Annotated in this window: 25 protein-coding genes; 23 read left to right on the plus strand and 2 right to left on the minus strand. The window is 61.2% G+C overall.

What is annotated here, in order from left to right; translation table 11 throughout:
* Positions 1-32 precede the first annotated feature (32 nt).
* The 11 genes from CKW30_RS19155 (at position 33) to CKW30_RS19205 (ending at position 9,166) form a co-directional block, all read left to right on the plus strand.
* Positions 33-668: a MotA/TolQ/ExbB proton channel family protein gene (locus tag CKW30_RS19155; protein ID WP_016771007.1), complete on the plus strand. Its 636-nt coding sequence runs from the start codon at positions 33-35 to the stop codon at positions 666-668.
* Positions 665-1,093, plus strand: coding sequence for a biopolymer transporter ExbD (locus CKW30_RS19160; protein WP_041479458.1), 429 nt, complete (start codon positions 665-667; stop codon positions 1,091-1,093). The genes CKW30_RS19155 and CKW30_RS19160 overlap by 4 nt, the downstream gene beginning before the upstream one ends.
* Positions 1,093-2,103 carry a tetraacyldisaccharide 4'-kinase gene (gene lpxK / locus CKW30_RS19165; RefSeq protein WP_095181613.1) on the plus strand — a complete coding sequence of 337 codons (1,011 nt, stop codon included), beginning with the start codon at positions 1,093-1,095 and terminating at the stop codon, positions 2,101-2,103. The genes CKW30_RS19160 and lpxK overlap by 1 nt, the downstream gene beginning before the upstream one ends.
* Before the next feature lie 23 nt (positions 2,104-2,126).
* A complete protein-coding gene (locus tag CKW30_RS19170) occupies positions 2,127-2,312 on the plus strand; it encodes a Trm112 family protein (protein ID WP_003179363.1) in 186 nt (61 codons plus the stop codon).
* Positions 2,309-3,073 carry a 3-deoxy-manno-octulosonate cytidylyltransferase gene (gene kdsB, locus CKW30_RS19175; protein WP_095181614.1) on the plus strand — a complete coding sequence of 255 codons (765 nt, stop codon included), beginning with the start codon at positions 2,309-2,311 and terminating at the stop codon, positions 3,071-3,073. Before CKW30_RS19170 ends, kdsB begins: the two co-directional genes overlap by 4 nt.
* The gene (locus tag CKW30_RS19180) at positions 3,073-3,537 is read left to right on the plus strand and encodes a low molecular weight protein-tyrosine-phosphatase (protein ID WP_095181615.1); all 465 of its coding nucleotides are present in this window, start codon (positions 3,073-3,075) and stop codon (positions 3,535-3,537) included. The genes kdsB and CKW30_RS19180 overlap by 1 nt, the downstream gene beginning before the upstream one ends.
* Positions 3,534-4,553, plus strand: a complete 1,020-nt coding sequence (gene murB, locus CKW30_RS19185; RefSeq protein ID WP_095181616.1) for a UDP-N-acetylmuramate dehydrogenase — start codon at positions 3,534-3,536, stop codon at positions 4,551-4,553. Before CKW30_RS19180 ends, murB begins: the two co-directional genes overlap by 4 nt.
* A 250-nt stretch (positions 4,554-4,803) precedes the next feature.
* A complete protein-coding gene (locus tag CKW30_RS19190) occupies positions 4,804-5,274 on the plus strand; it encodes a (2Fe-2S)-binding protein (protein WP_041479453.1) in 471 nt (156 codons plus the stop codon).
* The gene (locus CKW30_RS19195) at positions 5,271-7,592 is read left to right on the plus strand and encodes a xanthine dehydrogenase family protein molybdopterin-binding subunit (protein ID WP_095181617.1); all 2,322 of its coding nucleotides are present in this window, start codon (positions 5,271-5,273) and stop codon (positions 7,590-7,592) included. Before CKW30_RS19190 ends, CKW30_RS19195 begins: the two co-directional genes overlap by 4 nt.
* The gene (locus CKW30_RS19200) at positions 7,593-8,573 is read left to right on the plus strand and encodes an XdhC family protein (RefSeq protein ID WP_095181618.1); all 981 of its coding nucleotides are present in this window, start codon (positions 7,593-7,595) and stop codon (positions 8,571-8,573) included.
* Positions 8,570-9,166 (plus strand): nucleotidyltransferase family protein, encoded by a 597-nt coding sequence (locus CKW30_RS19205; RefSeq protein WP_095181619.1) that lies wholly within the window; start codon positions 8,570-8,572, stop codon positions 9,164-9,166. Before CKW30_RS19200 ends, CKW30_RS19205 begins: the two co-directional genes overlap by 4 nt.
* 191 nt (positions 9,167-9,357) lie before the next feature.
* On the opposite strand, the gene rne is transcribed toward CKW30_RS19205, so the two are convergent.
* Complete coding sequence (gene rne / locus CKW30_RS19210; RefSeq protein ID WP_095181620.1) at positions 9,358-12,630, minus strand: ribonuclease E; 3,273 nt, start codon at positions 12,628-12,630, stop codon at positions 9,358-9,360.
* A 699-nt stretch (positions 12,631-13,329) separates the two neighbouring features.
* Between rne and rluC the strand changes: the two genes are divergently transcribed.
* The 3 genes from rluC to sppA are packed head-to-tail and all read left to right on the plus strand — an operon-like array spanning position 13,330 to position 15,952.
* Positions 13,330-14,289, plus strand: a complete 960-nt coding sequence (gene rluC, locus CKW30_RS19220) for a 23S rRNA pseudouridine(955/2504/2580) synthase RluC (protein ID WP_095181621.1) — start codon at positions 13,330-13,332, stop codon at positions 14,287-14,289.
* On the plus strand, positions 14,276-14,938 hold the full coding sequence (locus CKW30_RS19225; protein ID WP_095181622.1) for an HAD-IA family hydrolase: 663 nt from the start codon (positions 14,276-14,278) through the stop codon (positions 14,936-14,938). Before rluC ends, CKW30_RS19225 begins: the two co-directional genes overlap by 14 nt.
* 24 nt (positions 14,939-14,962) lie before the next feature.
* Complete coding sequence (gene sppA / locus CKW30_RS19230) at positions 14,963-15,952, plus strand: signal peptide peptidase SppA (RefSeq protein ID WP_056788236.1); 990 nt, start codon at positions 14,963-14,965, stop codon at positions 15,950-15,952.
* An 86-nt stretch (positions 15,953-16,038) separates the two neighbouring features.
* Here the strand turns inward: sppA and CKW30_RS19235 are convergent, their stop codons facing one another.
* On the minus strand, positions 16,039-16,617 hold the full coding sequence (locus tag CKW30_RS19235; protein WP_071173215.1) for a nucleoside triphosphate pyrophosphatase: 579 nt from the start codon (positions 16,615-16,617) through the stop codon (positions 16,039-16,041).
* Positions 16,618-16,722: 105 nt separating this feature from the next.
* On the opposite strand from CKW30_RS19235, the gene CKW30_RS19240 reads away from it, so the two are divergent.
* From CKW30_RS19240 to mltG, 9 genes are all read left to right on the plus strand, one after another.
* Entirely contained in the window at positions 16,723-17,250 is a 528-nt protein-coding gene (locus CKW30_RS19240; RefSeq protein WP_003204262.1) for a YceD family protein, read from the plus strand.
* A 13-nt stretch (positions 17,251-17,263) separates the two neighbouring features.
* Entirely contained in the window at positions 17,264-17,446 is a 183-nt protein-coding gene (gene rpmF / locus CKW30_RS19245; RefSeq protein WP_003179396.1) for a 50S ribosomal protein L32, read from the plus strand.
* 4 nt (positions 17,447-17,450) lie between these two features.
* Complete coding sequence (gene plsX, locus CKW30_RS19250) at positions 17,451-18,461, plus strand: phosphate acyltransferase PlsX (RefSeq protein ID WP_082530305.1); 1,011 nt, start codon at positions 17,451-17,453, stop codon at positions 18,459-18,461.
* Between the two features lie 123 nt (positions 18,462-18,584).
* Positions 18,585-19,523 (plus strand): ACP S-malonyltransferase, encoded by a 939-nt coding sequence (fabD, locus tag CKW30_RS19255; protein ID WP_056788244.1) that lies wholly within the window; start codon positions 18,585-18,587, stop codon positions 19,521-19,523.
* Between the two features lie 16 nt (positions 19,524-19,539).
* Positions 19,540-20,283, plus strand: coding sequence for a 3-oxoacyl-ACP reductase FabG (gene fabG / locus CKW30_RS19260; RefSeq protein ID WP_016770989.1), 744 nt, complete (start codon positions 19,540-19,542; stop codon positions 20,281-20,283).
* A 196-nt stretch (positions 20,284-20,479) separates the two neighbouring features.
* Positions 20,480-20,716, plus strand: a complete 237-nt coding sequence (acpP, locus tag CKW30_RS19265; protein ID WP_003175607.1) for an acyl carrier protein — start codon at positions 20,480-20,482, stop codon at positions 20,714-20,716.
* Between the two features lie 108 nt (positions 20,717-20,824).
* The gene (gene fabF, locus CKW30_RS19270; RefSeq protein ID WP_038860467.1) at positions 20,825-22,069 is read left to right on the plus strand and encodes a beta-ketoacyl-ACP synthase II; all 1,245 of its coding nucleotides are present in this window, start codon (positions 20,825-20,827) and stop codon (positions 22,067-22,069) included.
* Entirely contained in the window at positions 22,069-22,884 is an 816-nt protein-coding gene (gene pabC / locus CKW30_RS19275; RefSeq protein ID WP_095181623.1) for an aminodeoxychorismate lyase, read from the plus strand. Before fabF ends, pabC begins: the two co-directional genes overlap by 1 nt.
* 3 nt (positions 22,885-22,887) lie before the next feature.
* On the plus strand, positions 22,888-24,057 hold the full coding sequence (gene mltG / locus CKW30_RS19280; RefSeq protein WP_095181624.1) for an endolytic transglycosylase MltG: 1,170 nt from the start codon (positions 22,888-22,890) through the stop codon (positions 24,055-24,057).
* Positions 24,058-24,074: the final 17 nt, after the last annotated feature.

Below are 24,074 nucleotides of genomic sequence, written 5' to 3' on the forward strand. Positions count from 1 at the left end.
AAGTGGCGCACTTTTTCGAGGGGACTGTCACTGTGTGGGAATTGGTCAAATCCGGCGGCTGGATGATGTTGCCGATCATTCTGAGTTCCATCGCGGCCATGGCGATCGTCGCCGAGCGCCTGTGGACACTGCGCGCCAGTCGCGTCACCCCCGAGCATCTGCTGGGTCAGGTCTGGGTCTGGATCAAGGACAAGCAGCTCAACAAGGAAAAACTCAAGGAATTGCGCGCCAACTCGCCGCTGGGGGAAATCCTCGCCGCAGGCCTGGCCAATTCCAAGCATGGTCGCGAGATCATGAAAGAGTGCATCGAAGAGGCCGCCGCGCGGGTCATTCATGAACTCGAACGCTACATCAACGCCCTCGGCACCATCGCCGCCATGGCGCCGCTGCTCGGCCTGCTCGGCACCGTGTTGGGCATGATCGATATTTTCAGTGCCTTCACCGGCTCTGGCATGACCACCAATGCCTCGGTACTGGCCGGCGGTATTTCCAAAGCGCTGATCACGACCGCTGCGGGCCTGATGGTCGGTATTCCGGCGGTGTTCTTCCACCGCTTCCTGCAACGTCGTATCGACGAGCTGGTGGTCGGCATGGAGCAGGAAGCGATCAAACTGGTGGAAGTGGTGCAGGGCGACCGTGATGTCGACCTGGCCGAGGGCAAAGCGTGAAATTCCGTCGCAAGCCCCGGGAAACCGTGGACATCAACCTCGCGTCGCTGATCGACGTGGTGTTTATCCTGCTGCTGTTTTTCGTGGTGACTACCACTTTCACTCGGGAAACCCAGTTGCGCGTGGATCTGCCGGAAGCGGTCAGCGGTTCGCCCGCCGAAGATCAGCAGGTCAAACAGCTGGATGTCGCGATCAGTGCCGAAGGCGTGTTCTCGGTGAACAACAAGATTCTGCCGAAGAATGATCTGCCGACGCTGATGGAAGCCATGCAGAAAGAATCCAACGGCGACACCAACATGCCGCTGTCGATCAGTGCCGATGGCAAGGCCCAGCATCAATCGGTGATCACTGCCATGGACGCGGCCGGCAAGCTCGGTTTCAGCCATCTGCGCATGACCACGGTCGAGGCGGCGCCGAAATCCTGATGAGCCTGTCCGATCGCCTGCTCGCCGCGTGGTATCAGGGGCACCCGGCCCTGACGCTGCTGCGGCCGCTGGAAATGCTGTATCGCCGCGTGGTGATCAACAAGCGTCAGCGCTTTCTCGACGGTGACGGAGAGATCTACCAATCGCCCGTACCGCTGATCGTGGTCGGCAATATCACCGTCGGTGGCACCGGCAAGACGCCGATGATTCTCTGGCTGATCGAACATTGCCGACGCCGTGGACTGCGCGTCGGCGTGGTCAGCCGCGGTTACGGCGCCAAACCGCCGCACCTGCCGTGGCGGGTCGAGGCCGAGCACAGCGCCGAGATTGCCGGTGACGAGCCGCTGCTGATCGTCCAGCGCACCGGCGTGCCGCTGATGATCGATCCTGATCGCAGCGCCGCCGTCAAAGCCTTGATTGCCAGTGAGCCGCTGGACCTGATTCTGTCCGACGATGGCATGCAGCATTATCGCCTCGCGCGGGATCTGGAGCTGGTGCTGATCGATGCCGCGCGCGGGCTGGGCAATCAGCGCTGTCTGCCGGCCGGGCCGTTGCGTGAGCCGGTCGAGCGCCTGCAAAGTGTCGATGGCGTGCTGTTCAACGGTGCCCTTGATGATCGCGACGATGGTTTCGCCTTCCGCCTGCAACCCACGGCCCTGGTCAATCTGCGCAGCGGCGAACGTCAGTCACTGGAGCATTTCCCGCCCGGGCAAGCGCTGCACGCGGTGGCCGGTATCGGCAATCCACAACGTTTCTTCAATACCCTTGAAGCGCTAGACTGGCGCCCAGTCCCGCACGCGTTCGCCGATCACGCCGAGTACAGCGTGCAGGCGTTGAATTTCACCCCGTCATTGCCCTTGGTGATGACCGAAAAGGACGCGGTGAAGTGCCGTGCCTTTGCTGCTGCCGACTGGTGGTATCTGGCGGTCGATGCCGTGCCGTCGCCAGCCTTCGTGGCCTGGTTCGACACTCAGCTGATGCGCCTGCTGCCGGATCGTCTGCTGCCTTAACTCTTTTATTTCTGGGAATGTTCATGGACACCAAATTGCTCGACATCCTCGCTTGCCCCGTGTGCAAAGGTCCGCTCAAGCTCAGTGCCGACAAGACCGAGCTGATCAGCAAGGGCGCTGGTCTGGCGTACCCGATCCGCGACGGCATCCCGGTGATGCTGGAAAGCGAAGCGCGCACCCTGACCACCGACGAGCGCCTGGATAAATGACCACAGCCTTCACCGTTGTCATCCCATCGCGGTTCGCCTCGACCCGTCTGCCGGGCAAGCCGTTGCTGGATATTGCCGGCAAGCCGATGATCCAGCATGTCTGGGAACAGGCGAGCAAAAGCAGCGCGACCCGCGTCGTGGTTGCCACCGATGACGCGCGCATCGTCGAGGCGTGCAAAAGCTTTGGCGCCGAAGTGGTGCTGACCCGTGAAGATCACAATTCCGGCACCGATCGTCTGGCCGAGGTCGCAGCGAAACTCGGTCTTGCGCCTGATGCGATCGTGGTCAACGTCCAGGGCGATGAGCCGCTGATTCCGCCAAGCGTGATTGATCAGGTCGCCGCTAACCTGGCCGCTCACACCGAAGCGCGCATGGCCACGCTGGCTGAGCCGATCGAAGACGTGGAAACCCTGTTCAACCCCAACGTGGTCAAGGTCGCCAGCGACATCAACGGCCTCGCGCTGACTTTCAGTCGCGCCACCTTGCCGTGGGCTCGCGATGCATTTGCCAAGAGCCGCGAGCAACTGCCGCAAGGCGTGCCCTATCGCCGCCACATCGGTATATATGCCTATCGCGCCGGGTTCCTTCAGGATTTCGTCAACTGGGGCCCATGCTGGCTGGAAAACACTGAATCCCTTGAGCAACTGCGTGCCCTGTGGCACGGCGTGCGCATCCATGTTGCCGACGCGCTGATCGCGCCGCCGACCGGTGTCGACACCGTTGAAGACCTTGAGCGGGTTCGTCGCCTGCTGGGGGCCTGATGCGCGTTTTGTTTGTGTGCCTGGGCAACATCTGCCGTTCGCCCACCGCCGAAGGCGTGTTGCGCCACAAGTTGCGTGAAGCCGGGCTGGCAAATGTGGTCGAAGTAGCCTCCGCCGGCACCGGTGACTGGCACGTCGGTAACCCGCCGGACAAGCGCAGCCAGGCGGCAGCGAAACTGCGCGGTTATGACCTGTCGACGCAACGCGCGCAGCAGGTCAGCCGGGCCGATTTCGCCAGCTACGACCTGATTCTCGCCATGGACAACAGCAATCTGCGCAACCTCAAGGCTTTGCAGCCATCCACCGGCAGGGCCGAGCTGGATCTGTTCCTGCGTCGTTATGCCGGGCTGGTCGATGAAGTGCCGGACCCGTATTACGACGGCGATCAGGGTTTCGAGCAGGTGCTGGATCTGATAGAAGCGGCCTGCGACCAGTTGCTGATCGAAGTGAAGGGCCGTTTATGAGTTTGCAGGTGCAACCGCAAGTATCGTTGCAGGCCTTCAATACGTTCGGCGTCGATGTGCGCGCGCAGCTGTTTGCCGAAGCCCACAGCGATGACGATGTCCGCGAAGCGCTGGCCTATGCCGCTTCCCATGACGTGCCGTTACTGGTGATCGGCGGCGGTAGCAACTTGCTGCTGACGGCGGATATTCCGGCGTTGGTGCTGCGCATGGTCACGCGCGGCATCCGCGTGCTCAGCGATGATGGCAGTCGCGTGGTGGTCGAGGCGGAAGCGGGCGAACCGTGGCATCCGTTCGTGCAGCACACGCTGGCCCAGGGTTTTGCCGGGCTGGAAAACCTCAGCCTGATTCCCGGCACCGTCGGCGCCGCGCCGATGCAGAACATCGGCGCCTATGGCGTCGAGATCAAGGACGTGTTTGCTGGCCTGACCGCGCTGGACCGCGAGAGCGGCGAGCTGCGTGATTTCAGTCTGGAAGACTGCAATTTCGGCTACCGCGACAGCCTGTTCAAGCAGCAGCCGGGACGTTGGCTGATTCTGCGGGTGCGCTTCAAGCTTGATCGCGCAGCGCACCTGCATCTGGAATACGGTCCGGTGCGCCAGCGCCTGAGCGAGCAGGGCATCGAGCAGCCGACGCCCACCGATGTCAGCCGCGCCATCTGCAGCATCCGCAGCGAAAAACTGCCGGACCCGGCGGTGCTCGGCAATGCCGGCAGCTTCTTCAAGAATCCGCTGGTGCCTGCCGCTGTGGTCACGCAGATCAAAGCGCAGCACCCGGATCTGGTGGCTTACCCGCAAGCGGACGGGCAGATGAAACTGGCCGCTGGCTGGCTGATCGAACGCGCCGGCTGGAAGGGTTTTCGCGATGGCGATGCCGGCGTGCACAAGTTGCAGGCGCTGGTGCTGGTCAACTACGGCACGGCCACCGGCCCGCAACTGCTCGACCTGGCGCAACGTATCCAGAAAGACATCGCCGAGCGCTTCCATGTCGAACTGGAAATGGAGCCCAATCGGTATTGAGGCTACGCTTGCCTGACGCCATCCAAAGCCCTGCACTGATGAAAAAAGTGCAGGGCTTTTTTGTTAATGCTGGGTTAACTTAGCGACCTAACGATACCTACCATTTGCTCCACCCAAAGGCCCGGTGCAGACGTTCCCGTCGGCGCAAGAGAGCCTGATTAGCCTGAGTCGATCTGCGCGAACCCACCGCTGATTTTCCGGCGGCAGATTGCTCGACCCCATAACCACTAAAAAATATGCGGGCGTGCCCATGATTACCCTGAAACTCAACGGTCAAGACCACTCCCTCGATGTCACCGAAGACATGCCGCTGTTGTGGGCGATTCGTGACGTCGCCGGTTACAACGGCACCAAATTCGGTTGCGGCATGGGCCTGTGCGGCGCTTGCACCATCCATATCGACGGCTTGCCGGCACGCAGTTGCATCACGCCGATCGGCTCGGTAATTGGTCAGAACGTCACCACCATCGATAATCTCCACGCCGACCCGGTAGGCAAGGTCGTGCAGCAAGCCTGGCTCGACAGTGCCGTGGCCCAATGTGGTTATTGCCAGGGCGGGCAGATCATGTCGGCCACCGCTCTGCTGAAAACCAATCCGAACCCGAGCGACGAGCAGATCGAAGAAGCCATGGTGGGCAACATCTGCCGCTGCGGCACCTACAACCGGATCAAAACCGCGATCCGCCAGGCCTCCACTCAACTGAAGGAGGTGAAGGCATGAGCCGCGTCCCGAATGATTTCGCCCTGAGCAACCTCAGCCGCCGTGGCTTTCTCAAAGGCGTCGGCGCTACCAGCGCGCTGGTCCTCGCCGCGAGCTGGGGCTGGCAGGATGCGCTGGCCGATGACGCGCCGAAGAAGTTTGGCGCCGATGGCATGCCCAATGGCTGGATCGACGATCCCAAGGTTTACGTGAGCATTGCTGCCGATGGCAGCGTCACCGTGGTGTGCAACCGTTCGGAAATGGGCCAGGGCGTGCGCACCAGCCTGAGTATGGTGGTTGCCGATGAGCTTGAGGCCGATTGGGCGCAGGTCAAAGTGCAGCAGGCGCCGGGCGACGAAGTGCGCTTCGGCAACCAGGACACCGATGGTTCGCGCAGCATGCGTCACTGGTACGAGCCGATGCGTCGTTGCGGCGCCGCCGCGCGGACCATGCTTGAACAGGCCGCTGCTGCGCAGTGGAAAGTGCCGGTTGGCGAATGCCATGCGCAGCTGCACAAAGTCATTCACAAACCGTCCGGCCGTGAATTGGGTTACGGCGAACTCGCCGCTGCGGCCAGTGCGCTGGCAGTACCGGCGCGTGACAGCCTGCGTCTCAAGCAGCCGTCGGAATTTCGCTACATCGGCAAGGAAGGCACCAAGGCCATCGACGGTGCCGATATCGTCAATGGCCGCGCAGTGTACGGCGCCGATGTGCATTTCGATGGCATGCTCTACGCCACCATCGCTCGCCCGGCGGTTTATGGAGGCAAGGTCAAAAGCCTCGATGACAGCGCCGCACTGAAAGTCCCTGGCGTGCTAAAAGTCATGCAGATCGAAGGCCGGCCATTGCCGTCGGAGTTCCAGCCACTAGGCGGCGTCGCGGTTGTGGCCAGCAATACCTGGGCGGCGATCAAGGGCCGCGAGGCGCTGAAGATCGAGTGGGATGACGGCCCGAATGCCAGTTATGACTCGATTGCCTATCGCAAAGAGCTTGAAGCCGCGTCGCTGAAGGCCGGCAAAGTGGTGCGCAACACCGGTGATATCGACAAGGCCTTGAGCGGCGCTGCCAGCACTCTCGAAGCGTCGTATTACCTGCCGCACCTGGCGCAGGCGCCGATGGAACCGATGGTTGCTATCGCCCGTTACAAGGACGGCGTGTGCGAAGCCTGGGCGCCGAGTCAGGCACCGCAGGTCACCCGTGAGCGCATCGCCGAGCGTCTTGGCGTGCCGTTCGAAAAGGTCACCGTCAACGTGACATTGCTGGGCGGTGGATTCGGTCGCAAGTCGAAACCGGACTTCGTCGTCGAAGCGGCGATTCTTGCCAAGGAATTTCCGGGCAAGGCTGTACGGGTGCAGTGGACGCGCGAAGATGACATCCACAATTCGTATTTCCACACCGTGTCGGCGGAATATCTCAAGGCCGGAATCGACAAGAACGGCATGCCGTCCGGCTGGCTGCATCGTACCGTGGCGCCGAGCATCACCGCGTTGTTTGCGCCGGACATGAACCATGAGGCGGCGTTCGAGCTGGGCATGGGCTTTACCAACATGGCCTACGCGATTCCCAACGTGCGCCTGGAAAACCCCGAAGCCAAGGTACACACGCGGGTCGGCTGGTATCGCTCGGTGTCGAACATTCCCCACGGCTTTGCGATTCAGAGCTTCGTCGATGAACTGGCGCACAAGGCCGGGGAGGATCCGCTCAAGTACCAGATCAAATTGCTCGGCCCGGACCGGCAGATCGATCCTCGCACCTTGAGCGAAGAGTGGAACTACGGCGAATCGCCCGAGCGTTATCCGATCGACACCGGGCGCATGCGCACGGTGCTGGAAACTGCCGCCAAGGCCGCCGGTTGGGGGCGCAAACTGCCCAAGGGCCGTGGTCTCGGTCTGGCGGTGCATTACAGCTTCGTCACCTATGTCGCGGCAGTGATCGAAGTCGAGGTCAAGGACGACGGTTCGCTGATCGTGCACAAGGCCGACATCGCCGTGGACTGCGGGCCGCAGATCAACCCTGAGCGCATCCGTTCGCAGTTCGAAGGTGCGTGCGTCATGGGCCTGGGCAACGCTGTGCTCGGTGAGATCAGCTTCAAGGAAGGCAAAGTCCAGCAGGACAACTTCCATATGTACGAGGTCGCGCGCATGTCGCTGGCGCCCAAGGAAGTCGCGGTGCATCTGGTCACGCCGCCGGGTGACGTGCCGTTGGGTGGCGTTGGTGAGCCGGGCGTGCCGCCGATTGCTCCGGCGCTGTGCAACGCGATCTTCGCCGCCACCGGCAAGCGTATCCGCAATCTGCCGGTGCGTTATCAGTTACAAGGCTGGCAGAAGGCGGAGGCGTAAATGGACAGCGTCGATCTCAACGTCCTGCGCAGCGTCCTCGAGTGGCGCCGTGCCGGGCAGCGGGTGGTGTTGTTCAGCGTGGTGCAGACCTGGGGCACCGCGCCGCGCTCGCCCGGCGCCATGCTCGCCTTGCGCGAGGACGGCGTGGTGATCGGTTCGGTGTCAGGCGGCTGTGTCGAGGATGACTTGATCGCGCGGCTGCACGACGGCCGCATTGCCACCGATGGTCCGCCAGTGCAGATGATCACTTATGGCGTGACCCGCGAGGAGGCCGCGCGTTTCGGCCTGCCTTGCGGCGGCACCCTGCGCCTGACCGAAGAGCGCGTTGGTGACCCAGCGTGGGTCGCCGAGCTGCTGCAGCGTTGCGAAAACCATGAAATCGTTGCCCGGGAACTGAACATCGAAACCGGCGAGGTGCGGCTGGCTCCGGCGAGCAAGTCCGATTCGCTGGTGTTCGACGGCAAGGTTCTGCGGGCGATTTACGGTCCGCGCTGGCGCTTGTTGCTGATCGGTGCCGGGCAGTTGTCGCGCTACGTCGCCGACATGGCGCGGCTGCTGGATTTCGAAGTGCTGATCTGCGATCCGCGCACCGAGTTCGTTTACGGCTGGGAAGAGCAGCATGGCCGTTTCGTCCCCGGCATGCCGGATGAAGCTGTGCTGAACATCCAGACCGACGAGCGCACGGCGATTGTCGCCTTGACTCACGATCCACGCCTGGATGACATGGCTTTGCTCACCGCGCTCGACTCGCCGGCGTTTTACGTCGGCGCGCTCGGTTCGCGGGTCAACAGCCAGAAGCGCCGGGAAAATCTGGCTCAGCTAGGCTTGTCGCAAGCATCGATTGATCGCTTGCACGGGCCGATCGGCCTGCACATCGGCAGTCATTCGCCGGCAGAGATCGCCTTGTCGTTACTGGCGGAAATTGTCGCGATCAAGAACGGTGTGGAGTTGAAGCAGAAAAAACCGCTGGAGGGTGCATGAGCCATTCCATCGCAGTGATCGTGCTGGCAGCAGGCGAGGGCAAACGCTTTCGCCAGATCGCCGGTCCCGACAAAGACAAATTGCTCGCTGATTGCACCGGGCGTGACGGCGCGGTGCGCTCGGTAATCGAGCAGGTGCTGGTGAACCTGCCGGCCAGTCTCGACAAGCGCGTACTGGTCACCACCGAAGCGCGACCACAGGCGATGCGCATGGCCCAGGCATATGGCTGCGACGTGGTGTCAATCGAGTCGACCGGCATGGGCGACAGCATCGCCGCAGGTGTTGCCGCTTGCCCTGACGCCGATGGCTGGTTGATTGTGCTGGGTGATATGCCGTTTATCTTGCCATCGAGTATCGAGAGAGTGGTCGCGGCGATGGCTGATGATGCGGTGAGCGTGCCGGTGCTGGGTGGCGAGTTTGGCCATCCGGTGGGGTTTGGTCGTTCGTTTGGCGCGCAGTTGCAGGCGCTGACCGGTGATCGTGGCGCACGGCCGTTGTTTGCGCAGGGTAGGGTGGTGGAAGTAGCGGTGGAAGATCCTGGGGTGTTGTGGGATATCGATGTGCCTGAATCTCTGGTATTTCCTCGGCCCTGAGCCGTGTTGAAATTCCTTGTGGGAGCGAGCCTGCTCGCGAATGCGCTGGTTCAGCTACATGAATATTGTCTGACCCAGCGCTTTCGCGAGCAGGCTCGCTCCCACAAAGGTTGTGGATGATGCTGGTATTTCAGGCAATAAAAAGCCCCGCCAGGCTTTCACCGGGCGGGGCTTTTTAATGGCTTCAGGAATTACACGAGTGGTTTAGGCTCGTGCTCTTTTTCCTGGGCTTCTTCGCGCTGTTCAACCGCGTCCTGAACGGAGCGTGGTGCTTCAGCGATCACCGCTTCAACCGATGCTTCTTCCGCGACCGGGGCAGGGGCTGCCTCGATCACTTCAGCCGCAGCGGCTGGTTCGGCAGCCACTGGCGCTGCAGCGGCAGCCAGTTCGGCTTCCTTCTGCAAACGCTCGGCTTCACGCTTGCGACGACGCACTTCACGCGGGTCGTTTGGCGCGCGGCCGTTTGGCGTCAGGGCGCTGACCGGAGCCGGAGCTTCAACCACAGGGGCTGGCGCTTCGACTGCGGCTGGTGCTTCTTCAACCTGAGCTTCGGCAACCGGAGCTTCAACTACTGGTGTCGGCGCCGGTTCTGCTGCTGCAACTACTGGTTCGGAAACCATGGCCTGCGGTACTTCGGCTTCAGCGACTGGCGCTGGAGCTTCGGTGACGGCTGGCTCGGCAACCCAGTTGAACGCAGTCTGCTCTTCGCGAACTTCACGCACGGTTTTGGTCACGTTTTCGCTGACGGTTTCGGTCGCTGGTTCGGATTCAGCAACTGGCGCTTCAACGACAGCTTCCGGTTCGGCAGGCGCTTCAACCTGAGGCTGAGCTTCGCGGACCGGAGCGACTTCGATTTCCGGTGCAGCAGTCACTTCCACTGGAGTGGTGGCTTCGACAACCGGCGCTTCGACTGGAGCAGTTTCCAGTGTGGCGGCAGTGGCGCGTTCAGCCTGCTCGTGAGCTTCGGCTTCTGCCGGAGCGCTGATGGTGCTGCTGGCTACGGCGGCGGTGACGGCCAGGCCAGCGGCCAGATCGGCAGTGCTTGGCTCGCCAGCGTTTTCAGCGGACTCGGATTCTTCCGAACCTTCGATCACATTGCCGTTGGCATCACGTTGACGCTCGCGACGGTTGCTGCGACGACGCTGGCCACGGGAGCGACGACGTGGACGATCGCCTTCGGCGTTGTCCTGACCGTCTTCCGGCAGTTGCTCTTCGTTGTTGCTGTTCACTTCTTCTTCAGCAACGGCAGCAGCGGCCTGCTCGGCACGCGGTTGACGCTCTTCACGCGGCGGACGCGGGGCGCGTTCTTCGCGTGGCTGACGGGCCGGACGCTCTTCAGCGGTCACGGCAGCAACAGCTGCGGCTGCGGCTGGCGCGGCGTCCAGCGGCTCGCGCAGTTCACGCACGCGTTCTTCACGCTCGCCACGCGGCTTGCGATCTTCACGCGGTGCACGCGGTGCACGTTCTTCACGCGGGGCACGTGGTGCGCGCTCTTCGCGGGCTACCGGCGCTTCGCTGCGGGTTTCACGCGGCTCGCGGGCTTCGCGTGGCTGGCGCTCTTCGCGCGGCTCGCGTGGTGCGCGCTCTTCACGTGGAGCACGTTCTTCGCGCGGCTTGCGTTCTTCATCGCGGCGACCGTTGCGGTTGCGGCTCTGCTGACGACCGTTGCGACGCTCTTCGTTGCGGGCAGGACGCTCGGTGGCAGCCGGTTTCGCGACAGCGACCGGTGCGGCTGGCTCTTCCTTGGTGGCGAACAGGCTGACCAGCGACTTCACCAGGCCCTTGAACAGGCTTGGCTCAGGTGCGGCAACCGATGCCGGAGCAGGTGCGGCAGGTGCAACTTCAGTCGGCACCGGTGCGTTGGCACGGGCCGGCGCAGTTTTCACTGCAGCTTCCTGGCGAACCAGAGTGCGGGTCGCAGCGGCTGGCTGGACTTCTTCGACTTCGGCAGCGGCCGCAGCGATTTCGTAGCTGGACTGGTTGGTCGCGGCTTCCGGGCTGTCGTCACGCAGGCGCTGAACTTCGAAGTGCGGCGTCTCGAGGTGATCGTTCGGCAGAATGACGATACGGGCACGGGTGCGCAGTTCGATCTTGGTGATCGAGTTGCGTTTTTCGTTGAGCAGGAACGCAGCGACCGGGATCGGCACTTGCGCGCGAACTTCGGCGGTGCGGTCTTTCAGGGCTTCTTCTTCGATCAGGCGCAGGATGGCCAGCGACAGCGATTCAACGTCACGGATGATGCCGGTGCCGTTGCAACGCGGGCAGACGATGCCGCTGCTTTCGCCCAGCGATGGACGCAGGCGCTGACGGGACATTTCCAGCAGACCGAAACGCGAGATGCGGCCGATCTGCACACGGGCGCGGTCAGCTTCCAGGCATTCGCGGACTTTCTCTTCCACGGCGCGCTGGTTCTTGGCCGGGGTCATGTCGATGAAGTCGATGACGATCAGGCCGCCGATGTCGCGCAGGCGCAACTGACGGGCGATTTCTTCGGCGGCTTCAAGGTTGGTCTGCAGCGCGGTTTCTTCGATATCGCTGCCTTTGGTGGCGCGCGCCGAGTTGATGTCGATGGACACCAGGGCTTCGGTCGGATCGATGACGATGGAGCCGCCGGAAGGCAGTTCGACGACGCGCTGGAACGCGGTCTCGATCTGGCTTTCGATCTGGAAACGGTTGAACAGTGGCACGCTGTCTTCGTACAGCTTGATCTTGCTGGCGTACTGCGGCATCACCTGGCGGATGAAGGTCAGGGCTTCGTCCTGGGCTTCAACGCTGTCGATCAGCACTTCGCCGATGTCCTGGCGCAGGTAATCGCGGATGGCGCGGATGATCACGTTGCTTTCCTGGTAAATCAGGAATGGCGCGGAGCGATCCAGCGAGGCTTCTTTGATGGCGGTCCACAGTTGCAGCAGGTAGTCGAGGTCCCACTGCATTTCTTCGCTGCTGCGGCCCAGGCCGGCAGTGCGCACGATCAGACCCATGTCGGCCGGAGCAACCAGACCGTTCAGCGCTTCACGCAGTTCGTTGCGTTCTTCGCCTTCGATGCGACGGGAGATGCCGCCGGCACGCGGGTTGTTCGGCATCAGTACGAGGTAACGACCGGCCAGGCTGATGAAGGTGGTCAGGGCGGCGCCCTTGTTCCCACGTTCTTCTTTCTCGACCTGAACGATGACTTCCTGGCCTTCGCTCAGGACGTCCTTGATGTTGACGCGGCCTTCGGGGGCTTTCTTGAAGTATTCGCGGGAGATTTCTTTGAGGGGCAGGAAGCCGTGGCGCTCGGAGCCGAAATCGACAAAGGCAGCCTCAAGGCTTGGTTCGATGCGAGTGATACGGCCTTTATAGATGTTGGCCTTTTTCTGCTCGCGTGCACCGGATTCGATGTCCAGGTCGTAGAGGCGTTGGCCATCTACCAGTGCAACACGCAACTCTTCGGGTTGAGTTGCGTTAATCAGCATTCTTTTCATGTAGTACCGTCGGTTTCCGGGCTGCCGGAAACGGCGTTCGGCACACACGACTTCTCACGGTCGGTGTCAGGTGCGTCGGGAGTGGTTGGCCATTCCCGTGTCCAGCGATGTGCGGCCAATTGGGCCGATACCGCGACGTACGCGTCCTGCTTGCTGTGGCTACTTAAGCACTCAGTCAGGAGGAGGAATCAACCAGCGGCTGTGGACGAGATGAAGCGTCTTGATCAAAGCTTGTTGCTACACAGTCCGGCGGTTGTGCATCTCCACCCTACACGTATCCCTGATAATTCGGGTGCTGCCGCGCGCAGAATCCGCAGCGGGTTGGCATTTACCGTGAGCTCCGAAAGGGGAGGTCACGCATCATGGCTAATTCAGGCGATGTTTCCGAAGCAATCGCTCGGGGTCATTCGCAGTCGACTGCACTTTGTGAACTGGCCTCGAATGTCGCCTGCCTGGCGAGTCAGAACTCTGCCCGGCGGTGTAATTCAGGCCTCATGTCACCTGCGCTCGTTACAACCGCAAACTCCACCGTTACGTAGCGAAAGCCCCGTAGGACGGCCTCGCGCCCTGGTGAATTGCGTTGGTCAGGGCCGGTCTTTGACCGTGGTTCCGCTGTCCAGGCCGCTTTTGGCGGCGTTCGCGACTATAGCAGCAATGATTAAGTGCTTCAATTCCATAAAAATTGTTATCATCCGCGGCATGACAACTACTGCCCCTTCGACTCCAGGCGTTCAACTGCTTGAAGTCTCGCCGGAGTATGCCGGCCAACGAATCGACAACTTTCTCCTCGCCCGGCTCAAAGGCGTGCCCAAGACCTTGATTTACCGCATTTTGCGCAAAGGCGAAGTGCGCGTGAACAAAGGTCGGATCAAGCCCGAATACAAGCTGCAGGCCGGCGATATCGTGCGCGTGCCGCCGGTTCGCGTGCCTGAGCGCGACGAACCGGTGCCGCTGGCCCAGGGGCTGTTGCAGCGCCTGGAAGCCTCGATCGTCTTCGAAGACAAAGCCCTGATCGTGATCAACAAGCCCGCCGGCATTGCGGTGCATGGCGGCAGCGGGCTGAATTTCGGCGTGATCGAAGCCTTTCGTCAGTTGCGTCCCTACGCCAAGGAACTGGAGCTGGTTCACCGTCTCGACCGTGACACCTCCGGCCTGCTGATGATCGCCAAAAAACGCAGCATGTTGCGCCACCTGCACGAGCAGTTGCGCGGCGATGGCGTCGACAAGCGCTACATGGCGCTGGTCCGTGGCAACTGGGCAACCTCGATCAAGCAGGTTCGCGCTCCGCTGCTCAAGAGCAATCTGCGTTCCGGCGAGCGCATGGTCGAAGTCAATGACGAGGGCAAAGAAGCCCTGACGCTGTTCAAGGTGCTGCGCCGCTTCGGTGATTTTGCCACCATGGTCGAAGCTAAACCGGTTACCGGTCGTACCCACCAGATTCGCGTGCACACCTTGCATGCTGGCCATTGCATTGCCGGTGACAGTAAGTATGGCGACGAGGATTTCACCAAGGAAATCCGCGATCTGGGCGGTAAGCGTCTGTTCCTGCACGCTTACATGCTGACGGTGCCGCTGCCCGACGGCGGCAAGCTGAATCTGCAAGCGCCCGTCGATGAAATGTGGGCCAAGACCGTGGAGCGATTGAGTGCGCCCATCTGATTACAAGCTGCTGATTTTCGACTGGGACGGCACCCTCGCCGATTCCATCCATCGGATCGTCGAGGCCATGCACTCGGCGTCCGGGCGTTCCGGTTTCGAGCTGCGCGATGACTTCGCTGTCAAAGGCATCATCGGTCTCGGCTTGCCGGAGGCGATTCGCACGCTGTACCCCGAAATCAGCGACGCAGAAATGCTCGCGTTTCGCGAATATTACGCCGATCACTACATCGCTGCCGAAGCCGTGCCGTCGCCGCTGTTCGAGGGCGTGGTCGAGTCGATGGCATCGTTTCGCGAGCAGGGTTATCACCTGGCGGTAGCGACGGGCAAGAACCGTCGCGGACTGGATCGGGTGCTCAAGGCCAATGGCTGGGAAGATTATTTCGATATCACCCGCGCCGCCGATGAAACTGCCAGCAAGCCACACCCTCTGATGCTTGAGCAGATCGTCAGGCACTGCGGCGTACGTCCGGAGCAGGCGTTGATGGTCGGCGATTCGTCGTTCGATCTGCTGATGGCACGCAACGCGGGGATGGATTCGGTGGCGGTCAGTTACGGCGCGCAATCGATCGAGTCCCTGCAACAGTTCGAGCCGCGCCTGTCGATCGACCGTTTTTCTGAATTGCACGCCTGGCTGGGTCAGCAGGCTTAATACGTTTTTGCTGGGGTAGATGGCATGACCGACGAATGGAAAGCACCGGCCAAGGCAAGTGCCGACGACGGTGACGCGAAAAGCTGGAAGCTGTTGGAAAAGACTTTGCTGGCCGGCGTCCAGGAACAACGCCGTTCGCGGCGCTGGGGGATTTTCTTCAAGCTGCTGACGTTTGTTTATCTGTTTGTTGCGCTGCTGCTGTTCACGCCGCTGATGGACATGGAAAAAACCGCCACCCGCGGCCCGAACTATACGGCGTTGATCGAGATCGACGGCGTAATCGCCGACAAGGAGCCGGCCAGCGCCGACAATATCGTTGGCAGCCTGCGTGCGGCGTTCGAAGACAAGAAGGTCAAGGGCGTGGTCCTGCGCATCAATAGCCCGGGTGGCAGTCCGGTGCAGTCTGGCTATGTCTATGACGAGATCAAGCGTCTGCGTGGGTTGCATCCGGAGATCAAGCTCTACGCAGTGATTTCCGATCTTGGTGCTTCGGGCGCCTATTACATCGCCAGCGCGGCGGATCAGATCTATGCCGACAAGGCCAGTCTGGTCGGCTCGATCGGCGTGACGGCGGCGGGTTACGGTTTCGTTGGCACCATGGAAAAACTCGGGGTTGAGCGCCGCACCTATACCTCGGGCGAGCACAAGGCATTCCTGGATCCGTTCCAGCCGCAAAAGCCTGAAGAAACCGCATTCTGGCAAAGCGTGCTGGACACCACGCACAAGCAGTTCATCAACAGCGTCAAGCAGGGCCGTGGCGATCGTCTGAAGGACAAAGAGCATCCGGAGCTGTTTTCCGGGCTGGTCTGGTCGGGTGAGCAGGCGCTGCCGCTAGGCCTGATCGATGGCTTGGGCAATGCCAGTTCGGTGGCGCGTGATGTGATTGGCGAGAAGGAGCTGGTGGACTTCACCGTGCAGGAATCGCCGTTCGATCGCTTCTCGAAAAAGCTCGGCGCCAGCGTGGCCGAGCAGTTGGCGATGTGGATGGGTTTCCACGGGCCTTCGTTGCGGTAAATCGTTTCAAGGTCAGAAGATCGCAGGTCAACGGCAGCTCTTGCACAATCGGTGTAGGAGCTGCCGAAGGCTGCGATCTTTTGCTTTCAAGGGATTTGCACACCCTCGACCAACAACATATCGATCAGGCGAATCAGCGGCAGGCCGATCAGGCTGGTGGCATCCGGGCCTTCGGTCGATTGAAACAGGCTTACGCCGAGTCCCTCGGCCTTGAAGCTGCCGGCGCAGTCGTACGGCTGCTCGATGCGCAGATAGCGCTCGATGCGCGCCTGATCCAGCTGGCGCATGTGCACGGTAAACGGCACGCAGTCGACCTGGCATTGCCCGGTCTGGCTGTTGAGCAGCGCCAGGCCGGTCAGGAAGGTCACGCTCGCGCCGCTCGCCGCCATCAATTGCTCGCGAGCCTTCTCGAAGGTGTGCGGCTTGCCGATGATCTGTTCGCCGAGGACGGCAACCTGATCCGAGCCAATGATCAGATGAGCAGGGTGGCTGTCCGCCAAGGCCCGGGCCTTTTCTTCGGCGAGACGTTTGACCAGATCGATTGCGGACTCGCCCGGGCGGTGGCTTTCGTCGATGTCCGGCGAGCTGCAGACGAACGGCAGGTGCAGGCGGGCGAGCAATTCGCGGCGATAAGTCGAGCTTGAAGCGAGTAATAAAGGCAGCATGGACGTCTCCTGAGGCAGGTGCGGATTCTAGCGGAGGCGCGCAAGTGACGGACAGGGCACAATTTCCTTTGACATGGGTGGGTGCATCCCTATAATGCTGCGCCTATGTTGAATGACCCGATTCCACCTCACGTTGACCCGCGCAAATTGGCTGACCGTGGCACCACCCTTCAAGGTGAACTGCTGCTGGCCGATTTGAAGAGACTCTGCGACCCGCTTTCCGACGATGTCGGTACGGTGCAGGCCAAATTCGTTTTTGAACGAGATGAACGTAAGTCTGTGGTCATCCACAGCTTTATCGACACCGAAGTCAAAATGGTTTGCCAGCGTTGTCTTGAGCTGGTCACCCTGCCGATCCACAGCGAATGCAGTTACGCGGTGGTGAAGGAGGGTGCGAATACCCAGTCGTTGCCGAAAGGTTATGACGTGCTGGAACTGGGCGAAGATCCATTGGATCTGCAGTCACTGATCGAGGAGGAGCTTCTGCTCGCCTTGCCCATTGTGCCTGCTCATCATCCGGAAGAATGCCAGCAGCCGGCGGGAGCAGATGAGCCCGAACCGAGCGAGGACGAGGTAACGCGGTCCAACCCGTTCAGTGTATTGGCGCAGTTAAAGCGTGACCCAAACGTTTAGGAGTTAATCAATTATGGCTGTTCAGCAGAACAAAAAATCCCGCTCTGCCCGTGACATGCGCCGTTCGCACGACGCTCTCGAGGCTAGCACCCTGTCTGTAGAAAAAACCACCGGTGAAGTTCACCTGCGTCACCACGTATCGCCAGAAGGCGTATACCGTGGCCGTAAAGTGATCGACAAGGGCGCTGACGAGTAATCACTTGTCTGCTCAAGTCATCGCGATTGACGCAATGGGCGGGGACTTCGGTCCCCGCAGCATTGTTCAGGCCAGTCTCGCTTGCCTGTCTGCTACACCCTCGCTGCACCTGACCCTCGTCGGTCAACCCTCCCTTCTTGAAGAACTGATCCACGGCCAGTCGGCTGCCGATCGCGCGCGCCTGACGATTGTCGCGGCGAGCGAAGTCATCACCATGGACGAAAAACCCGCCCAAGCCCTGCGTGGCAAGCCGGATTCGTCGATGCGTGTCGCCCTCGAACTGCTGCGCGATGGCAAGGTGCAGGCCTGTGTCAGTGCCGGCAATACCGGTGCGTTGATGGCCTTGTCGCGTTTCGTGCTGAAGACATTGCCCGGCATTGATCGTCCGGCCATGGTCGCGGCCATTCCGACGCAGACCGGTTATTGCCAGTTGCTCGATCTGGGCGCCAACGTCGATTGCAGTGCCGAGCATCTGTTGCAGTTCGCGGTCATGGGTTCGGTGGCCGCGCAGACTTTGGGCATTGCCCGTCCACGTGTTGCGTTGCTGAACATCGGCACTGAAGACATCAAGGGCAATCAGCAGGTCAAACTGGCCGCCACGCTGTTGCAGGCTGCGCGCGGGATCAACTACATCGGTTTTATCGAAGGCGACGGCTTGTATCGCGGTGAGGCCGATGTGGTGGTGTGTGACGGCTTCGTCGGCAACATCCTGCTCAAGTCCAGCGAAGGTCTGGCGACGATGATTGCTGCGCGGATCGAGGCTTTGTTCAAGAAAAACTTCGCTTCGCGCGCTGTCGGCGTTCTCGCGCTGCCGTTGATGAAGCGTCTGCAGGCCGACCTGGCCCCGGCGCGACATAATGGCGCAAGCTTTCTCGGCTTGCAGGGCATCGTCGTGAAAAGCCACGGATCGGCGGGGGTTCAGGGCTTTCAGAGTGCCATTCAACGGGCGCTGATCGAGATTCAGGAGAACTTGCCCGAGCGTCTCCACGGTCGTCTGGAGGAACTGTTGTCTTAGGCGTTTTCGTCGGACAATGCTTAAATGTGACCGCCCGGTTCAAAGGGCCATCCAAACTGTCAGTTTCTGGCGTCCCCAACGGGGCGTTATTTTCCGACGACAAGATCATTAGGGGCTTGTTACATGTCTGCTTCCCTCGCATTCGTCTTTCCAGGACAGGGTTCGCAGTCCCTCGGCATGCTGGCCGAGCTGGGCGCGCAACATCCGCTGATCCTCGAAACCTTTCAAGAAGCCTCTGCTGCGCTGGGCTACGACCTGTGGGCACTGACCCAGCAGGGCCCGGAAGAGCTGCTCAATCAAACCGACAAAACCCAACCAGCCATTCTGACCGCTTCGATCGCCCTGTGGCGTCTGTGGCTGGCCGAAGGCGGCGCGCGTCCGGCGTTTGTCGCCGGCCACAGCCTGGGTGAATACAGCGCGCTGGTTGCCGCCGGCAGCCTGACCCTGGCTGACGCGGTCAAGCTCGTCGAGCGCCGTGGCCAGTTGATGCAGGAAGCGGTGCCGGCCGGGCAAGGCGGCATGGCCGCGATCCTCGGCCTGGAAGATGCCGACGTGCTGGCTGCCTGCGCCGAAGCGGCGCAAGGCGAAGTCGTCAGCGCAGTGAATTTCAACTCGCCGGGCCAAGTGGTGATCGCCGGTGCCAAGGCGGCCGTCGAGCGCGCCATCGAGGGTTGCAAGGCCCGTGGTGCCAAGCGCGCCATGCCATTGCCGGTGAGCGTGCCGTCGCACTGCGAGCTGATGCGTCCGGCTGCCGAGCGTTTCGCCGAATCCATCGCCGCCATCGACTGGCAGGCGCCGCAGATCCCGGTGGTGCAGAACGTCAGCGCACAAGTGCCAGCCGATCTGGAAACCCTCAAGCGCGATCTGCTCGAACAGCTCTACAAGCCAGTGCGCTGGGTTGAATCGGTGCAGACTTTGGCCGCCAAGGGCGCGACCAATCTGGTTGAATGCGGCCCGGGCAAAGTCCTCGCTGGCCTGAACAAACGTTGCGCCGAAGGCGTTTCGACTTCCAATCTCAATACCCCAGACGCCTTCGCTGCCGCTCGCGCAGCGCAGGCCTGAATCAGGAGAAACTTGCATGAGTCTGCAAGGTAAAGTTGCACTGGTTACCGGTGCAAGCCGCGGCATCGGCCAGGCCATCGCGCTGGAACTGGGTCGTCAGGGCGCCATCGTTGTCGGCACCGCGACCTCCGCGTCGGGCGCCGAGCGCATTGCCGCGACCCTGAAGGAAAACGGTATTCAGGGCGCCGGTTTCGAACTCAATGTCACCAGCGACGAATCGGTCAGCGCCGTGCTGGCAGGCATTCAGGAGCAGTTCGGTGCGCCGGTGGCGATTCTGGTCAATAATGCCGGTATCACCCGCGATAACCTGATGATGCGCATGAAAGACGACGAGTGGTACGACGTGATCGATACCAACCTGAACAGTCTGTATCGCCTGTCCAAGGGCGTTCTGCGCGGCATGACCAAGGCGCGCTGGGGTCGAATTATCAGTATTGGCTCGGTGGTGGGTGCCATGGGCAACGCTGGCCAAGTAAACTATGCAGCCGCCAAGGCCGGTCTGGAAGGTTTCAGCCGGGCGATGGCGCGTGAAGTCGGTTCGCGTTCGATTACGGTCAACTCGGTAACCCCAGGGTTCATCGACACCGATATGACCCGCGAGCTGCCTGAAGCACAGCGTGAAGCCTTGCAGACGCAGATTCCGCTGGGTCGTCTGGGGCAAGCTCAAGAGATCGCGTCCGTGGTCGCTTTTCTTGCATCCGACGGTGCGGCATACGTTACCGGGGCTACAATCCCGGTGAACGGTGGGATGTACATGTAAGTAAAATGTGACGGATTGCTTCAAAAAAATGTCATACGAGCTGTCTAAAATCCGTTATAAAGCTGCAATCTATTTATAGGCAGAGGGCCGCAGGGTTTGAGGAGTGAAGCTTTCAGTTGAAAAACTGAAAAGGCTTTCTATACACTTACCCACTGGCCAGCTGCCTGAATTTGTCCATTAGGAGTGAAAACAAGGTATGAGCACCATCGAAGAGCGCGTCAAGAAAATCGTTGCCGAGCAACTGGGTGTTAAAGAAGAAGAAGTGGTCAACACCGCTTCCTTCGTAGAAGACCTGGGTGCCGACTCCCTTGACACCGTTGAGCTGGTGATGGCTCTGGAAGAGGAATTCGAGACCGAAATCCCTGACGAAGAAGCTGAAAAGATCACTACTGTACAAGCTGCAATCGACTACGTTACCAGCCACCAGGCGTAATAGTTTGTAATCGTTGCTTGCTGTCATGGAAAAACCGCACTGCCATCATGGCGTGCGGTTTTTTCTTTAGGCCTGATGCAAAGTCGTCATTTGAAAAAGGAGAGTGCTGTGTCGCGTAGACGCGTCGTAGTCACCGGTATGGGTATGTTGTCGCCACTGGGCACGGATGTGCCGAGCAGTTGGCAGGGCATTCTGGCTGGCCGCAGTGGCATTGGTCTGATCGAACACACCGACCTTTCTGCCTATTCGACCCGCTTCGGTGGTTCGGTCAAAGGCTTCAATGTCGAGGAATACCTGTCGGTCAAGGAAGCGCGCAAGCTCGACCTGTTCATTCAGTACGGCCTCGCCGCAGGCTTTCAAGCCGTGCGCAACGCCGGTCTGGAAGTCACCGATGCCAACCGTGAACGCATTGGCGTGGCCATGGGTTCGGGGATTGGCGGTCTGACCAACATCGAAGAGACCAGCCGCACCCTGCACGAGACCGGTCCGCGACGGATCTCGCCGTTCTTTGTGCCTGGCTCGATCATCAATATGATTTCCGGCTTCCTGTCGATCCATCTGGGCGCACAGGGACCCAACTACGCCATCGCCACCGCGTGCACCACCGGTACGCACTGCATCGGCATGGCGGCGCGCAACATCATGTACGACGAAGCTGACGTGATGATTGCCGGCGGCGCGGAAATGGCCGCTTGCGGTCTGGGCATGGGCGGCTTCGGCGCATCCCGTGCGCTGTCGACCCGCAACGACGAGCCAACCCGCGCCAGCCGTCCGTGGGACAAGGGCCGCGACGGCTTCGTTCTGTCCGATGGTGCTGGCGCTCTGGTTCTCGAAGAGCTGGAGCACGCCAAGGCCCGTGGCGCCACGATCTACGCCGAGCTGATCGGTTTCGGCACCAGTGGCGATGCGTTCCACATGACCTCGCCACCCGCCGATGGCGCCGGTGCCGCGCGCTGCATCACCAATGCCCTGCGCGACGCGAAGATCAATGTCGATCAAGTGCAGTACATCAACGCCCACGGCACCTCGACCCCGGCCGGCGACCTTGCCGAAGCCAATGCGATCAAGTCGGTGTTCGGCGATCACGCCTACAAGCTGGCCGTCAGCTCGACCAAGTCGATGACCGGCCACCTGTTGGGTGCGGCGGGCGCGGTCGAAGCGATTTTCAGCGTGCTGGCGATCAACAGCCAGGTGGCACCGCCGACCATCAACCTTGATGAACCGGACGAAGGCTGCGATCTCGATTTCGTTGCGCACACCGCGCGCAACATGGACATCGATGTCGTGCTGTCCAACTCCTTCGGTTTTGGCGGCACCAACGGCACTCTGGCGTTTCGCCGGTTCGCCGGCTGATGGACAGCTGGGTCGACGGTCAACCGGCTGACGTGCTGTCGCTGAAAGATCGCGGCCTGGCTTACGGCGATGGTCTGTTCGAGACCATTGCCGTGCGCAGTGGTCAGCCCGTCCTGCTGGATCGGCACCTGACGCGCCTGGCTGATGGCTGCGCGCGTCTGGCCATTGCGACCGATCTCGAGCTGGTTCGCCATGAGCTGCTCGGCTATGCCGCTGCGATGGGCGAGGGCGTGCTCAAGCTTATCCTCACTCGGGGTGACGGCTTGCGTGGTTATGCGCCCGATCCTGCGGCGCAGGGCCGACGCATCCTGCAAGGCAATCCGCCGGCAGCGTATCCCGCTGCCCATGCCGAGCACGGCATCCGCCTGTTTCCCTGCAACACGCGTTTATCTACGCAGCCGTTGTTGGCCGGGCTCAAACATCTGAATCGACTGGAACAGGTGCTCGCCCGCGCCGAATGGCAGGACAGCGAGCATGCCGAAGGCTTGATGCTCGATCAGGCCGGGCGCGTCGTCGAAGGTGTGTACAGCAATATTTTCCTGGTGCGCGACGGTGGCTTGATCACGCCCGACTTGAAGCGCTGCGGCGTCGCTGGGGTGATGCGCGCGGAAATATTGTTTCAGGCCGAGTCGCTGGCCATCCCCACGCAAATCGCCGATATCAGCCTCGAACAGCTGCAATGGGCTGATGAAGTGTTTGTCTGCAACAGCGTTTATGGCGTCTGGCCGGTACGCGCCTGTGCTGCACTGAGCTGGCCGGTTGGCCCGCTCACCCGTAAACTGCAAACCATTGCCCGCGCGCTACTGGATGCTTGATTCGTGAGACGTAAACTTTTGCTGCTGCTGGAAACCGGACTGGTTCTGGCAGGGCTGCTGTTGGGCGCCAGCGCCTGGAAAATTCATTCGGCGCTGGAACAGCCCCTGAACATCCCGCAGGAACAACTGCTGGATGTGCCGAAAGGCTCTACACCGACCCGTACCTTCCTTGAACTCGAAACCGATGGCGTCATCAAGGACGCGTTCTGGCTGCGCGTCTACTGGCGCTTCAATCTCGCCGGCACACCGATTCACAGCGGCGAATACCGCATGCAGCCGGGCATGACCGTCAACGGTCTGATCGACTCGTGGAAGCGTGGCGACGTGGTTCAGTACAGCCTGACCCTGGTCGAAGGCTGGACTTTTCATCAAGTGCGCGCCGCCCTGGCCAAGGACGACAAGCTCGAGCAGACCCTCAATGGCCTGAGCGACAGCGACGTGATGGCGAAGATCGGCCACAAAGGCTTGTTCCCGGAAGGTCGGTTTTTCCCGGATACCTATCGCTTCGTGCGTGGCATGTCCGATGCCGAGCTGCTGAAAAAGGCCTTTGATCGTCTCGATGAAGTGCTCGCCAAAGAGTGGGCGCAGCGTTCTGCCGATGTGCCTTACAGCGAACCTTATCAAGCGCTGATCATGGCTTCGCTGGTCGAGAAAGAGACTGGTGTTCCGCAGGAGCGCGGGCAGATTGCCGGCGTCTTTGTACGGCGCATGGCGCTGGGCATGCAGTTGCAGACCGATCCGACGGTGATTTATGGCCTTGGTGATCGCTACACCGGCAAACTGACCCGCGCACATTTGAAAGAGCCGACGCCTTACAACACCTACGTGATTCCAGGCTTGCCGCCGACGCCGATTGCGATGGTCGGGCGCGAGGCGATTCATGCTGCGCTCAACCCGGTGGAGGGCAGCAGCCTGTATTTCGTCGCCCGTGGCGATGGCAGCCATGTGTTCTCCGATGATCTGGATGCGCACAACAACGCGGTGCGCGAATACCAGCTCAAGCGCCGTGCCGATTACCGTTCCAGCCCGGCACCAGTAACCGCGCCGGCCACCGATGAGGCGATTCCGGCGGCCTCGCCGAACACCGCGCCCGAGGCGCTGCCGCAAGTGCCGTCGCAAGAACCTGCGCCAGCCCCGGAACCGGACGCCGCTGCACCGCAGAACGCGCAATGACTTTGATGAAGGACTGC

Origin of the sequence: Pseudomonas sp. Irchel 3F6, from assembly GCF_900187595.1 — a bacterium.
In the GTDB taxonomy this organism is placed as follows: domain Bacteria; phylum Pseudomonadota; class Gammaproteobacteria; order Pseudomonadales; family Pseudomonadaceae; genus Aquipseudomonas; species Aquipseudomonas siliginis.